The 12,583-nt window shown below is 70.4% G+C and carries 12 protein-coding genes and 1 tRNA gene; 8 read left to right on the top strand and 5 right to left on the bottom strand.

What is annotated here, in order from left to right:
• The first annotated feature begins 207 nt into the window (after positions 1-207).
• The 3 genes from AB0M80_RS12850 (at position 208) to AB0M80_RS12840 (ending at position 1,876) form a co-directional block, all read left to right on the top strand.
• Positions 208-507, top strand: a complete 300-nt coding sequence (locus AB0M80_RS12850) for a helix-turn-helix domain-containing protein (RefSeq protein ID WP_364562938.1) — start codon at positions 208-210, stop codon at positions 505-507.
• A 13-nt stretch (positions 508-520) separates the two neighbouring features.
• Positions 521-949, top strand: coding sequence for a hypothetical protein (locus tag AB0M80_RS12845; protein WP_364562935.1), 429 nt, complete (start codon positions 521-523; stop codon positions 947-949).
• Positions 950-1,072: 123 nt separating this feature from the next.
• A complete protein-coding gene (locus tag AB0M80_RS12840; protein ID WP_364562932.1) occupies positions 1,073-1,876 on the top strand; it encodes a site-specific integrase in 804 nt (267 codons plus the stop codon).
• A 92-nt stretch (positions 1,877-1,968) separates the two neighbouring features.
• On the opposite strand, the gene AB0M80_RS12835 is transcribed toward AB0M80_RS12840, so the two are convergent.
• Together AB0M80_RS12835 and AB0M80_RS12830 are read right to left on the bottom strand one after the other, a co-directional pair.
• Positions 1,969-2,053 (bottom strand) — tRNA-Ser (locus tag AB0M80_RS12835).
• Between the two features lie 60 nt (positions 2,054-2,113).
• Positions 2,114-2,857: a protein phosphatase 2C domain-containing protein gene (locus tag AB0M80_RS12830; RefSeq protein ID WP_364562930.1), complete on the bottom strand. Its 744-nt coding sequence runs from the start codon at positions 2,855-2,857 to the stop codon at positions 2,114-2,116.
• Between the two features lie 77 nt (positions 2,858-2,934).
• On the opposite strand from AB0M80_RS12830, the gene AB0M80_RS12825 reads away from it, so the two are divergent.
• The 4 genes from AB0M80_RS12825 to AB0M80_RS12810 all read left to right on the top strand — a co-directional run bounded on the left by AB0M80_RS12825 (position 2,935) and on the right by AB0M80_RS12810 (position 9,500).
• On the top strand, positions 2,935-4,629 hold the full coding sequence (locus AB0M80_RS12825) for an N-6 DNA methylase (RefSeq protein WP_364562927.1): 1,695 nt from the start codon (positions 2,935-2,937) through the stop codon (positions 4,627-4,629).
• A gap of 8 nt (positions 4,630-4,637) precedes the next feature.
• Positions 4,638-5,528 carry a serine/threonine-protein kinase gene (locus tag AB0M80_RS12820; protein WP_364562924.1) on the top strand — a complete coding sequence of 297 codons (891 nt, stop codon included), beginning with the start codon at positions 4,638-4,640 and terminating at the stop codon, positions 5,526-5,528.
• A 203-nt stretch (positions 5,529-5,731) separates the two neighbouring features.
• Complete coding sequence (locus AB0M80_RS12815) at positions 5,732-6,385, top strand: L,D-transpeptidase (protein WP_364562921.1); 654 nt, start codon at positions 5,732-5,734, stop codon at positions 6,383-6,385.
• Positions 6,386-6,497: 112 nt separating this feature from the next.
• Complete coding sequence (locus AB0M80_RS12810) at positions 6,498-9,500, top strand: PQQ-dependent sugar dehydrogenase (protein ID WP_364562918.1); 3,003 nt, start codon at positions 6,498-6,500, stop codon at positions 9,498-9,500.
• An 82-nt stretch (positions 9,501-9,582) separates the two neighbouring features.
• On the opposite strand, the gene AB0M80_RS12805 is transcribed toward AB0M80_RS12810, so the two are convergent.
• Entirely contained in the window at positions 9,583-11,106 is a 1,524-nt protein-coding gene (locus AB0M80_RS12805; RefSeq protein WP_364562915.1) for a 3-hydroxyacyl-CoA dehydrogenase, read from the bottom strand.
• Positions 11,107-11,143: 37 nt separating this feature from the next.
• The gene (locus tag AB0M80_RS12800) at positions 11,144-11,815 is read right to left on the bottom strand and encodes a TetR/AcrR family transcriptional regulator (protein ID WP_364562913.1); all 672 of its coding nucleotides are present in this window, start codon (positions 11,813-11,815) and stop codon (positions 11,144-11,146) included.
• A gap of 126 nt (positions 11,816-11,941) precedes the next feature.
• Here AB0M80_RS12800 and AB0M80_RS12795 point away from each other — a divergent pair, with 126 nt between their 5' ends.
• Positions 11,942-12,388 carry a nitroreductase family deazaflavin-dependent oxidoreductase gene (locus AB0M80_RS12795; RefSeq protein WP_364562910.1) on the top strand — a complete coding sequence of 149 codons (447 nt, stop codon included), beginning with the start codon at positions 11,942-11,944 and terminating at the stop codon, positions 12,386-12,388.
• On the opposite strand, the gene AB0M80_RS12790 is transcribed toward AB0M80_RS12795, so the two are convergent.
• Entirely contained in the window at positions 12,378-12,575 is a 198-nt protein-coding gene (locus AB0M80_RS12790; RefSeq protein ID WP_364562909.1) for a hypothetical protein, read from the bottom strand. The two genes, AB0M80_RS12795 and AB0M80_RS12790, sit on opposite strands and share 11 nt — an antisense overlap.
• Between the last annotated feature and the right edge of the window lie 8 nt (positions 12,576-12,583).

Below are 12,583 nucleotides of genomic sequence, written 5' to 3'. Positions count from 1 at the left end.
TGGCGGCCCGAACCGCCCGCAACCCGTCCCTGGGACGGCTCAAGCCGTCCCAAACAACCAAGCCGTCCCAGGGCTGACCTGCGATGGGACGGCTGGGACGGCTGGGACGGCTACCCCCCTCAACACCGACAACCGACCACATCAGACCCGAGGAGAGCCCATGCGCATCACCGCCACCGACAGCACGACCCGAAGGGCTCACCACCAATGGCTACCGCCAACGAAATCGCTCAGCTTGCCGCCAGTCTCGCCCAGCTCGCCGAACGCCTCGCGACGCACGACGACGACCGGAGGCCGGCACCCCGACCGCTGCCGCCACGCGTGCTCCTGACTGTCGAAGAGGCCGGGGAACGGCTCGGCATCGGCCGCACGACGGCTTACAGCCTGGTTCGTTCCGGCGCACTGGAATCCGTCCGCATCGGCCGGCTCCGCCGCATCTCCGTATCCGCCATCGACGCGTTCGCCGCTCGCCTGATCGCCGGTTCCGCCGGCGAGGCCGCCGCCTGAGGAAGGAATTTCAATGGCAAGGAAGAAGCGCCCCGCGGGCACGCGCGCTCCGAACGGCGCGAGCAGCGTCTACTTCAGCGAAAGCGACCGCCACTGGCACGGCCGCGTGACGGTCGGCCGCAAGGACAACGGGAAGCCGGACCGCCGTCACACCATGTCCAAGGATGAGGCCAAGGTCCGGAACAAGGTGCGGGAGTGGGAGAACGAGCGCGACGAAGGGCGCGTTCGGAGGGCTGGGCAGAACTGGACCGTTGAGTCCTGGCTGACCCACTGGCTTGAGAACATTGTCGCGCCGCCGACCATCACGAGAACGCGTGGGATGCGTACGAAGTGGCGTGCCGGGTTCACCTCATCCCGGGCGTGGGCGCGCACCGTCTCCAGCGTTCGCACACGGGCGACAGGCTGGAGCCCGATCACCTGGAAAAGCTCTACCGCAAGATGATGCGTGAGGGGTCCGCCGCCGGCCGGGTGCATCAGGTTCACCGCACCATCCGTACCGCGCTCAAGGAAGCCAAGAAGCAAAATCATCACGGACAACCCGGCGGAACTGGCTCGTGCCCCGAAGGTGGAGGAGCAGGACTACGAGCCGTACGACGTCGACGAGATCCAGCGCATCCTGGAAACCGCCGCGCGTAGGCGAAACAGCGCCCGGTGGGCTATCGCCCTCGCGTTGGGTCTCCGCCAGGGTGAGGCCCTGGGGATTCAGTGGCCCGACGTGAACTGGGACCGCTGGGACCGGGCGTGTAAGAAGCACCAGTCCCCGTTCTGTGCCGAGTGCTTCGAGCACCACACGCCCGAAATCGGCGTACGACGGAACCGGCTCCGGCCGAAGTACAAGCACGGTTGCTCGACGCCGTGCGGCCGGAAGTTCGCCGGGTACTGCCCGCAGCGCGTCTCGACGCGCCGGGAGACTGCGCCCACGAAGTCGCGGGCCGGTAAGCGGTACATCGGGCTCCCCAAGCAGCTCGCGCTGCTGCTGGTGCGGCACCAGGCGGCCCAGGCCCAGGAGCGCGCCTTAGCGGCCGACCTCTGGGAGGAGACCGGCTACGTCTTCACCAAGCCGACCGGTCAGCCGCTGGTGCCGAACACCGACTACCACCACTGGAAGGAGCTGCTGCGCGAAGCCAAGGTGGGGGAGCGGCGGCTTCACGACGCCCGGCACACCGCCGCGACGGTTCTCCTGCTGCTGGAGGTCCCCGAGCGGACCGTGATGTCCATCATGGGGTGGTCCAGCACCTCCATGGCCGCGCGGTACCAGCACGTGACCGACCGCATTCGCCGGGGCGTGGCCAGCCGGGTTGACGGGCTGCTCTGGGCACCGCCGGAAACCGCCTCGGACGACGGCGAAGGCGCGTTAGAGGTGGCCTGACCAGGGCCAAATGAGACTAGAACTGAGACTAAGACGAGAAACGCCGGGTGTCCCGAAGCTGGGACACCCGGCGTTTCCGCTGGTTACTGCGGCGGAGGATACAGGATTCGAACCTGCGAGGGCGTGAACCCAACACGCTTTCCAAGCGTGCGCCTTAGGCCGCTCGGCCAATCCTCCGCAGGAGACGATACCGGATGCCCCCGAGGGACTCGGAAGGCGGGTCTGAGCAGGCGGCCTTCAGGGCGTGACGTCGGCGACGACGCACGTGATGTTGTCCGGGCCGCCGCCTTCGTTGGCCAGGCGGATCAGCTCCGGGATCACCTCGGCCGGCTCCGAACCGGCCGCCAGTACGTCGCGCATGGTGGCTTCGGAAACCGGGCCGCTCAGGCCGTCCGAACAGAGCAGGTAGCGGTCGCCGGGCTTCGCCGTGAACGTCCAGATGTCGGGGTCGCCGGAACCCGCCGTCTGCAACGCCTTCATCAGCAGTGACCGGCGCGGGTGCGACTCGGCGTCCTCCGCGGCGACGCGGCCGTCCTCGACCAGGGCCTGTACGAGCGTGTGGTCGCGGGTCAGCCGGCGCAGGCCGCCGTCGCGCAGGAGGTAGCCGCGGGAGTCGCCGATGTGGGCCGCCGCGAACTCGACACCGTCGAAGAGCAGGGCCGTCAGCGTGGTGCCCATGCCATCGGTCGTCGGCTCCTGGGTGACGACTTCGTGCAGGCGCGCGTCGATCGACTTGACCACGCCGGCCAGGGTCGCGGCCAGGTCGATGTTCGTCAGATCGATTCGACGCAGGTCGACTTCGAGCTCGCGCAGCACGTCGACCGCCGTCGCGCTGGCGACCTCGCCGTGCGGCTGACCCCCGATGCCGTCGGCGACGGCGAGCAGGCGGGAACTCGCGTAGACCGCGTCTTCGTTGACCCGGCGTCGCTTGCCCACGTCCGACCCGGCGGCGTACCGCAGGACGTACCGATCGTGTGTCATGCCCCCATGAAAGCATTGGTTGACTGAGTTCACAAGCGAGACGACTGAATGGACCATCCTCCGATACAGTCCTCGCCATGGACGACGACGCCACGGTCAGCGCGGCCGACATCGCACGGCTCGCCGGGGTCGGCCGGGCCGCGGTCAGCAACTGGCGGCGCCGCTACCCGGACTTCCCGCCGCCGGTCGGCGGCACGGCGTCGAGCCCGCTGTTCGGCCTCTCCGCCGTCACCGGCTGGTTCCGGGCTCGCGGCAAGAAGTTCGAGCTGAGCGCCGGCGAACGCGCGTGGCAGCGCTTGCGCGCCCTCGGCGACGACCTCGACCTCGCCGAGCGCGTCAGCCGCGCCGGGGGCTTCTTCGCCTTCCAGGCCGGGATCTTCGGCAGCTTCGACCGAACCATCGACGACCCGGAACTGCTCACGCTGCTCAGCGAGATGACGCACCAATCCGGCCCCGTCGAGGCGTTCGAACTGTTGTGCCGCAGGTACTTCGAGGCGCACTCGCGGCGGTTGTCGACCACGCCGGAGCCGATCGCCGAGCTGATGGCCCGGCTCGCCGGTCCGGTGTCGACGATCCTCGACCCCGCGTGCGGCTTCGGCGCGCTCGCGCTGGCGAGCGGCGCGAAAACCGTGCTGGGCCAGGACAGTGACCCGATGACGGCGTCGATCGCCGCGCTGCGGCTGAAGCTGCGTGGCATCGAGGCCGAGGTCTACGCGGTCGACGCGCTGCGCGAAGACGCCTTCGCCGGCCGGACCGCCGAAGCGGTGCTGTGCGATCCGCCGTTCAACGAACGGGCTTGGGGGCACGACGAGCTGGTGGGCGACGAGCGGTGGGAGTACGGCCTGCCCCCGCGCGGCGAACCCGAGCTCGCCTGGGTGCAGCACTGCCTCGCGCACGTCGAACCCGGGGGCACGGTGGCGATCCTGATGCCGGGCGCCGCGGCCGGGCGGCGCAGCGGCAAGCGCATCCGCGGCAACCTGCTGCGCGCGGGCGCGGTCCGCGCGGTCCTCACGCTGGCCTCGGCGGGTCCCGACCTCTGGCTGCTGCGGCGGCCGGCTCCCGGCGAGCGCGCGCCGTCCACCGTGCTGCTCGGCGAAGCGGGCGACGAGCTGTCCACAGTGGAGGAAAGCTGGCGGGAGTTCCTGGCCCGGCCCGAATCCGGGGTCCGGATCATCGACCTGCTCGACGACGACGTCGACCTGACGCCGGCCCGCCGCCGGGCCAGGGACGAGGACCTCGGCCAGGCCTTCCAAGCCGTGCAGCGAAAGTTCGCCGAGCTGGCTCCGCAGCTGCCGCCCCTCGAAGCGGCGGAGGCCGAACCGGCGTTCACGACGATCGGCGAGCTGGTGAAGGCCGGCGTGGTCGAGGTCAAGCACGCGGCGGCGCGCGCGGACGCGGAGCACCCCCTGGCCGAGGCCGGTGACGTCGTCGCGTCGGTGACCGGCATCGCCTACGTCCACAGTGGACCGTCACGGCCGGTGGACGCCGGGCTGACCGTGTACCGCGTCGACCCGGAGCGGCTGGACGCGGACTTCCTGGCCGGTTGCCTGCGTGCGGCCGACCTGCCCGCCACGTCCGCGTCCACCCGGATCGACGGCAGGCGCGTGCGGATCCCGCGGCTGCCGATCGCCGTCCAGCGCGAGCACGGCCGGGTCTTCCGGAACCTCGCCGAGTTCGACACCGTCCTGCGCGAGGCGGCCGAAACGGGCCGTGAGCTGGTCCGGCTAGGCTTCGCAGGACTTGTCGAAGGACGGCTCAGGCCGGGCCAATAGGGGAACGGATGCTGATCGCCGACCGCTACGAGCTCGACGAGCTGCCGCTCGGCCGCGGCGGGATGGGCGCGGTGCACGGCGGGTACGACCGCAGGCTGGGCCGGCGCGTGGCGATCAAGCTGCTCAGGCTGCCGGGCCGCGACGAAGAGCTGGAGGCCCGCTTCGCGCGGGAGGCCCGCATCCTGGCGACGCTCGACCACCCCGGCGTGCCGACGCTGTACGACTACGGCACCCACGACGACCGGTTGTTCCAGGTCATGCAGTTCGTCGACGGCGTGACGGTCGCCGACCTGCTCGCCGAGCACGGGCCGCTGCCGGTGCCGTGGGCGGCGGCGATCGCCGCGCAGGCGTGCGCGGTGCTGACCGCCGCCCACGCGCTCGCGGTCTGCCACCGCGACCTCAAGCCGTCCAACCTGATGCTCGGGCCCGACGGCGGCGTGAAGGTGATGGACTTCGGGCTGGCCGTGCTCCGCGAAGCCGACGCGGCGCAGTTCACGCGGGCCGGACAGCTGCTGGGGACGCCGTCGTACATGGCTCCCGAGCAGATCCAGCGGGGCGGCGCCGAACCGCGGAGCGACCTCTACGCGCTGGGCTGCGTGCTGCACGAAATGCTCACCGGGCGGCGGCTCTTCGACGGGCCCACGGCGTACGCGGTGTTCGAGCGGCAGGTCAAGGAGCTGCCGCCGCCGGTGCCGGGCGTTCCGAAGCCGCTCAACGCCCTGCTCGCCGAGATGCTGGCGAAGGACCCGGAAGCCCGCCCGGCCGGTGCTGCCGTGCTGTACGAGCGGCTCGGCGCGTTCGTCGGCGGGCTGCCGCCGCTGCCGGGGTTCCTGGTGCCGGCGTCGGTGCCGAGCCCGGGCCGGATGTACGCGCGGATGCTGGGGCGCGTCAGCGGCTGAGCGCGATCGACGTCGCGCCCGCGGTACCGAGTGCGGTACTCGGCGCCACCACGCGAATCCGGAACGTGACGGGTTCGGGTGACGGGGTGAGCCGAGAGTGAGCATCTACCCAATCGTGACCTTCGCAGACGAACCTCGACCGGGTGATCGCCGTCTTTATCGGTGTCCAAACGCGATGATCGAACAGCTGGGGGTACCGGATCGTGAAAAGGCTTCTGGCGGGAGCGGCCGCGCTGGCCACCGCGTTCGTGCTGGCCGCTTGCTCCGGCGGGGGCTCGGCCGGTGGCGCGAACGCGGGCGGCGGGGCCGTCGCCGCGGCGGGGACCGGCGGCGGGACGCCGACGACCTCGAGCGCCACGCCCACGCCGACGTCGACCGTCGCGACGCCGACGCCCACCCCGACGTCCAAGACACCGAAGCCGACGCCGACCAGCACCTCGGCCAAGCCCAAGCCGAAGCCGACGCCGAAGCCGCAACCCGCGGCGGACCCGGGCGTCCCGTGCGCGGCGGCCGCCGCGGCCTCGGGCACCGCCGCGTGCGTCGACATCTCCGCGCACAAGGCGTGGCTGCTGCAGGGCGGCAAGGTCGTCTACGGTCCGGTGCCGATGCTGCCGGGCCGCAAGGGCTATGAGACGCCGACCGGCACGTTCCACGTGCTGTCGAAGGAAAAGATGCACCTGTCGAAGGAATTCGACAACGCGGAAATGCCGAACTCGGTGTTCTTCTACCCGGGCGACGCCTTCCACACGGGCAGCCTTTCGGTGTACTCGCACGGCTGCATCCACCTGTCGGCGGGCGCGTCCCTGAAGTTCTTCAACACGCTGCACATCGGTGACGTCGTCCAGGTCGTCCCGTAACGGGATACCACCCGTTACGGACTGTAGGGTCACAGTCGGGTAAATTCACCCGCCGCAGTGCAACTGGCCCCCCTCGTCCGGCGATAAGTGATCGCTTGGGAAGGGGGGCCAGATGGCCTTGCGAAAACTTCGCGCACTGCGTCACGCACTGGTGGCAGCAGTAATGACCGGGGCGTTGCTGCCCGTCGTGTCCACGGGGGTGGCGGCGGCGGCAACACTCCCGCAGGGGTTCGTGCTGCGGGACACCGATTCCGGACTGGGGCAGTACAAACTCACGGACTTCGCCTACTTGCCGGACAACTCCGTCTTCGTCACCGGCAAGGACGGCCGCGTCCGCTGGTTGCCGGTCACCGGGGCCGGCAAGACGATCGCGACACTGCCGGTCCGCACCGACGAGGACCTCGGTCTCGTCGGGCTGGCCGTGGCGCCGGACTACCCGACGTCGCACAACATCTACCTCACCCGGTCGATCAACACCTCCGGCGGCTTCGTCATGCGGCTGTCGCGGTTCACGGTGACCGTGGACGCGGCGGGTGCGCCGGCCGGCCTGACCGGTGAGCAGTCGCTGCTCGAAGTGCCGGGCATCTTCAACGTCCACGCCATCAACGGCGTCATCGCCGCCGCGGACGGGACGCTGTGGACGTCCTTCGGCGACAACAGCGACTTCCGGCAGGTGGATCCGAACGCGCTGCGCGCCCAGGACATCAACCAGCCGTACGGCAAGATCCTGCACCTGACCGCCGACGGCAAGGGCGTGCCGGGGAACCCGTACTACGACGCGGCCAACCCGGCCTCGACGGCGAGCAAGGTGTTCGCGCGCGGGTTCCGCAACCCGTTCCGCTTCAGCATCGACCCGAACCTCGGCCTGCCGGTCGCCGGCGACGTCGGCTGGAGCAACTGGGAAGAGGTCGACGTCGTCCAGCGCGGCGCCAACCAGGGCTGGCCGTGCTGGGAGGGCAACCACCAGACCCCCGGCTACAGCGGCCTGGCGGGATGCGCCGGCGTGGCGAACCAGCCGCCGCTCTTCGAGCTCCCGCACGGCGAAGGGGTGATGACGGGCAACAGCGTCACGGGCGGCATCGTCTACAACGGATCCAGCTACCCGGCGGCCTACCGCGGCTCGTACTTCTTCGGCGACTACGTGGCGCAGAAGATCTGGACGCTGCGGTACGACGACCAGGGCCAGCTCACGCAGGCCCCGGAGAACCCGCCGGTCTTCACCGGCATCGGCGGCCCGACGAAGTTCGCGGCGGCGCCGAACGGCGACATCGTCTACTCCGACATCCTGTCCGGCAACCTGCGCCGCCTGACCTACTCGGCCACCAACACCGCGCCGGTCGCCAAGGCCTCGACGTCGACGAACCCGGACACCCGCACCGTGTCGTTCGACGGCTCGGCTTCGGTCGACTACGACAACGATGCGCTGAAGTACGACTGGGACTTCGGGGACGGGACCACCGCCTCCGACGCCGGCCCGAAGGTGTCGCACGCCTACGCGGCGGGCACGGAGTCGTTCACCGCGAAGCTGACGGTCCGGGACCCGCTGGGGCTCACCGGCGAGGCCACCATCGTGGTCGCGCCCGGGAACCACACCCCGGAGCTGACCCTGACCTCGCCCCGGGACACCGCGACCTTCGCGGTGAACCAGGAGGTCGCCCTCAGCGCCACCGCGACCGACGCGGAGGACGGCACGCTGCCGGTCACCTGGACGACGGCGGTGCGGCACTGCCCGAGCGAAGCGACCTGCCATGCGCACCCGGGCGTCGGCGGCACCGGGGAGAGCTTCGCGCAGCCGTTCACCGAGCACCCGGACTCCCGGATGGAGTTCACCGCGACGGTGACCGACGCCGCGGGCGTCACCACGTCCAAGACCTACACGGCGATGCCGCGGCAGCACCGGATCACCTTGCGCAGCACGCAGCCCGCGGCGCTGAGCATCCCGGTGGAGGGCGGGGTCAACTCGGCCATGGTCACCGAAGGGGCTTCCTTCGACGTCGAGGCCGCGCCACTGGCCATCGACGGCGTCTCGAAGTTCACCGGCTGGCAGGACGGCCCGGCGGACACCAGCTGGATCATCACCGTCGGCACGGCCGACCTGACGCTGACGGCGAACTACGCGACCCCGATCGACCAGCGCTACGACGCCGATCCGGAGTTGTCGGCGAAGCTCGGGGCGCCGACGGCGGCGGAAGTCACCGACGGCTCGGTCCACTACCGGGTCTACGCGAACGGCCGGCTGTACTGGAACGCCGCGACCGGCACCAGGTACGTCACCGGCCCGGTGCTGGACAAGTACCTCGCCTTCGGCGGGCACAGCGTGCTCGGCCCGCCGACGTCCGACACCGTGACGAGCCCGGACGGCGTGGCCCAGCACAACGACTTCGTCAACAACGGCAACGTGGGTTCGATCTACTACACGGCCGCGACGGGTGCGCACGCGATCTACGGTGAGATCCGGAAGAAGTGGGCGGCACTCGATTACGAGCGTGGTCTGGGTTATCCGACGACCGACGAGCTCGGCACGCCGGACGGTGTGGCCCGCTACAACCACTTCATCAACGGCAGCAACGTGGGTTCGATCTACTACACGACTGCGACGGGTGCGCGCGCGATCTCCGGTGAGATCCGGAAGAAGTGGGCGGAGCTGGACTTCGAGCGTGGCATGGGTTATCCGGCGACCGACGAGCTCGGGACGCCCGATGGCATCGGCCGCTACAACCACTTCACCAAGAACGGCAACACCACCAGGTCGATCTACTACACGGCCGCGACGGGTGCGCACGCGATCTACGGTGAGATCTGGCGGAAGTGGGCGGCGCTGGATTACGAGCGTGGTCTGGGTTATCCGGCGACCGACGAGCTCGGGACGCCGGACGGCCGCGGCCGTTACAACCACTTCAGCCTCGGCGGCTCGATCTACTTCACGACGAGCACCGGCGCCCACATGGTGAAGGGCGAGATCCGGAAGAGGTGGGCAGCGCTCGGGTGGGAGTACTCCTACCTGCACTACCCGAAGACGGACGAGTACATCACGAACGGGATGTACCGCAGCGACTTCGAAGGCGGCTACATCACCTTCACCCTCCCCGCCGGGGCACGGGACTACCACTGGTGACGGGCAACCGGACCGACTGAAACAAACCGGCGCAGGCCGTCTCCGGAATCCGGAGGCGGCCTGCGCCGATTTCGCTTTCGCGTCAAGAAGAGCGCAAGCTCTCCGGCGTCGTCCCGGCCGTCGTCAACGGCAGGCCGAGGGCGACGCGCTCGGTGAGCCACGGGCTCGGCCGGTAGCGGGGATCCCCGGTGGCCGCGGTCAGGCCGTGCAGGATGCGCAGCACCACGTCACCGCCGACGAGGTCGCCCCAGGCCAGCGGGCCGCGCGGGTAGCCGAGGCCGAGGCGGACCGCCGTGTCGATGTCCGACGGCGTCGCCAGGTGCTGACCCGCGATGAAGCACGCCGTGTTGACGATCGACGCCAGCAGGCGCTGGGCGATCGGGGCGGGCCCGTCGCGGACGACCGTCACGGGGCGGCCGGTCGCGGCCAGCGCACCCCAGGCGGCGCGGGCCGCCACCGGATCGAGGCCGGGGTGCACCGACATCGTCAGGCGGCGTTCGTAGCCGCCCAGCGGGTCGACACCGGCGACGCGGTCCAGCGGGAGCCCGGCGCGGATCGCGGCATCCACTGTGGACTCGCCGTAGAGCGGGACGAACAGGACCGCGTCCGGGTAGGCGTCGGACACCACGTGCACGCCGGCGGACGAGAGCACGCGCGCCAGCGGCTCGTCCGCGGTGAACACCGGGCTCGACGGCTTCGGCGGAGCCGCCGGCTCTTCGTCGACCACCGCCTTGCCGTCGGCGTAGGAGTAGAAGCCTTCGCCGCTCTTGCGCCCGAACAAGCCGGCGGCCACGCGCGGCCGGGTCAGCCACGACGGCCGCAGCCGCGGGTCGCCGTGGAAGCCGCTCCAGATGCTCTCCAGCACTGCGTGCGACACGTCGAGGCCGGTCAGGTCGAGCAGCTCGAACGGGCCGAGCTTCAAGCCGAGGACGTCACGGGCGACGCGGTCGACGTCGGCGGGCTCGGCCAGCGCCTCGGTGAGGATCTGCAGCGCTTCGGTGTTCAGGCCGCGACCGGCGTGGTTGACCAGGAAGCCGGGCGCGTCCTTCGCGAGCACGGGCTCGTGGCCCCAGCTCCGGACCAGCTCGAGCGCCTGGCCGGGCAGCCAGTCGTGCGTGCGCGCGCCCGGGACGACCTCGACCAGCCGCATCAGCGGCACCGGGTTGAAGAAGTGCAGCCCGACGAGCCGGCCGGGCTCGGCCAGTTCGGCGGCGATCTCGGTGACCGACAGCGAACTGGTGTTGGTCGCGAAGATCGTCTCTTGTGGACAGACGCGCTCGAGGCCGGCGAACAGGGCGCGTTTCGTCGCGAGGTCCTCCCGCACGGCTTCGATCACGAGGTCGACGCCGTCCGCGGGGGCGTCGGGCGCGGCCACCGGCACCAGCCGGGCCTTGACCGTCTCCGGGTCCTCGCCCAGCTTGCCCTTGGCGGCGAGCTTGTCGATCATCCCGCCGATGAACCCGACGGCCTCGGCGACGGCTTCACCCCGTACGTCGGCCAGTTCGACGGTCGCTCCCGCGGTCGCGGCGAGCTGGCCGATCCCGCGGCCCATCACCCCGGTCCCGATCACCCGGATCCTGTCGACCTTCCCGGCCCACTCCGTCACGTCGTGCCGCCTTCCGCCGTTGGACTCTCGCCCCAGCCTAGAGGCCGACGAACTCCGCCATCCGCTTCGCCGAGTGGGCGAAGAACGCGTCGGCCGGGTCCACGCTGCCCACGTACTGGCCGAACAGGTCGAAGCTGATCGCGCCGAACAGCTGGGTCCACGCCATGAGCAGCCGCGCGACGGTTTCGGGACCGGCGATGATCCCGAGGACCTTCGTGAGCGCCTCGGCCTGCGCGCGCAACTCGGGCGGGACTTCGCCGTCGACCGCCCGCAGCTCGGTGTGCGTGAGCACCTTGACCAGGGCGAGCGCGACGCGGGAGGCCGGCACGACGGTTTCCTGCGGGGCCGCGTACCCGGGGATCGGTGAGCCGTAGATCAGCGCGTACTCGTGGGGGTGCGCGCGAGCCCAGTCGCGGGTTCCCAGCCAGATCGCCAGCCACCGCTCGCGGAGGTCGCCGGTGCCCGGGTCCGCCTTCTCGGCTGCCTCGCCGATCGCGTTGTAGGCGTCGACGATCAGGTCGGTCAACAGCCGGTCGCGGCTCGGGAAGTACCGGTAGATCGCGGACGACACCATGCCCAGCTCCCGGGCCACCGCGCGCAGCGAAAGCCCGTGCGCGCCGACCTCGGCGAGCTGGCGGCGGGCCTCGTCCTTGATCTCCTGGGTCAGTTCGGCGCGGGCACGTTCGCGTGCGGTCCGGGTGGCGGTCATGGCGATCAGTGTGCCACGACGAGAGCGCCGCACAAAATAGAGAGCACCGCTCTTGACAGCGTGCAGTGCTCTGGTGTTCACTGCTCTTAACCGAGAGCACTGCTCTCCCAAGCTGCGGAGGACACCATGACCGACACCCGCTACATCAAGCCGAAGAAGTCGACCAACCTCTTCAACGAGATGGTCGCGAAGCTGACCAAGCTGGGCGTGAGCGTCTGGGGCAGCCGGGTGCTGACCGTCGTCGGCCGCAAGAGCGGCGAGCCGCGCTCGGTCCCGGTCAACCTGCTGACCGTCGACGGCGTCCGCTACCTGGTCGCCCCGCGCGGCGAGACGCAGTGGGTGCGCAACCTGCGTGCGGCCGGCCAGGGCACCCTTCGCGTCGGCCGCCGCACCGAGACGTTCACCTTCCGCGAGCTGGCCCACGACGAGAAGCCGGGCATCCTCCGCGCCTACCTCAAGCGCTGGAAGTTCGAGGTCGGCGTGTTCTTCGACGGCGTCGACGCCAAGGCCTCCGACGAGAAGCTGCGCGAGATCGCGCCGGGTTACCCGATCTTCGAGATCTTCACGAAGTAGGTTTGCGCCGGGTCAGGTTGGCCGCGACCAGGACCACGCCGACCAGGAACGCGACGAGGCCGATCAGGAACCACAGCTTCTGGCCGGTCATGAAGCTGCCGGTGATGACGCCGACCCCCTGGAGCACCCAGACGGCGCCGACGAGCACGAGCACGACCCCGACCGCGAAGGTGATCCAGCGCTTCATCCACCCAG

The sequence above is a fragment of the Amycolatopsis sp. NPDC051045 genome, from assembly GCF_040682955.1.
Lineage (GTDB): Bacteria > Actinomycetota > Actinomycetes > Mycobacteriales > Pseudonocardiaceae > Amycolatopsis.
Note: the sequence above shows the minus strand (reverse complement) of the source record. Positions and strands in the feature narration are given on the sequence as shown.

What these genes read in the sequence shown, in the direction of transcription:
- AB0M80_RS12850 (WP_364562938.1), top strand. Translation starts at nt 208, where the DNA reads ATGGCTACCGCCAACGAAATCGCTCAGCTTGCCGCCAGTCTCGCCCAG.
- AB0M80_RS12845 (WP_364562935.1), top strand. Translation starts at nt 521, where the DNA reads ATGGCAAGGAAGAAGCGCCCCGCGGGCACGCGCGCTCCGAACGGCGCG.
- AB0M80_RS12830 (WP_364562930.1), bottom strand. Translation starts at nt 2,857, where the DNA reads ATGACACACGATCGGTACGTCCTGCGGTACGCCGCCGGGTCGGACGTG.
- AB0M80_RS12825 (WP_364562927.1), top strand. Translation starts at nt 2,935, where the DNA reads ATGGACGACGACGCCACGGTCAGCGCGGCCGACATCGCACGGCTCGCC.
- AB0M80_RS12820 (WP_364562924.1), top strand. Translation starts at nt 4,638, where the DNA reads ATGCTGATCGCCGACCGCTACGAGCTCGACGAGCTGCCGCTCGGCCGC.
- AB0M80_RS12810 (WP_364562918.1), top strand. Translation starts at nt 6,498, where the DNA reads ATGGCCTTGCGAAAACTTCGCGCACTGCGTCACGCACTGGTGGCAGCA.
- AB0M80_RS12800 (WP_364562913.1), bottom strand. Translation starts at nt 11,815, where the DNA reads ATGACCGCCACCCGGACCGCACGCGAACGTGCCCGCGCCGAACTGACC.
- AB0M80_RS12795 (WP_364562910.1), top strand. Translation starts at nt 11,942, where the DNA reads ATGACCGACACCCGCTACATCAAGCCGAAGAAGTCGACCAACCTCTTC.
- AB0M80_RS12790 (WP_364562909.1), bottom strand. Translation starts at nt 12,575, where the DNA reads ATGAAGCGCTGGATCACCTTCGCGGTCGGGGTCGTGCTCGTGCTCGTC.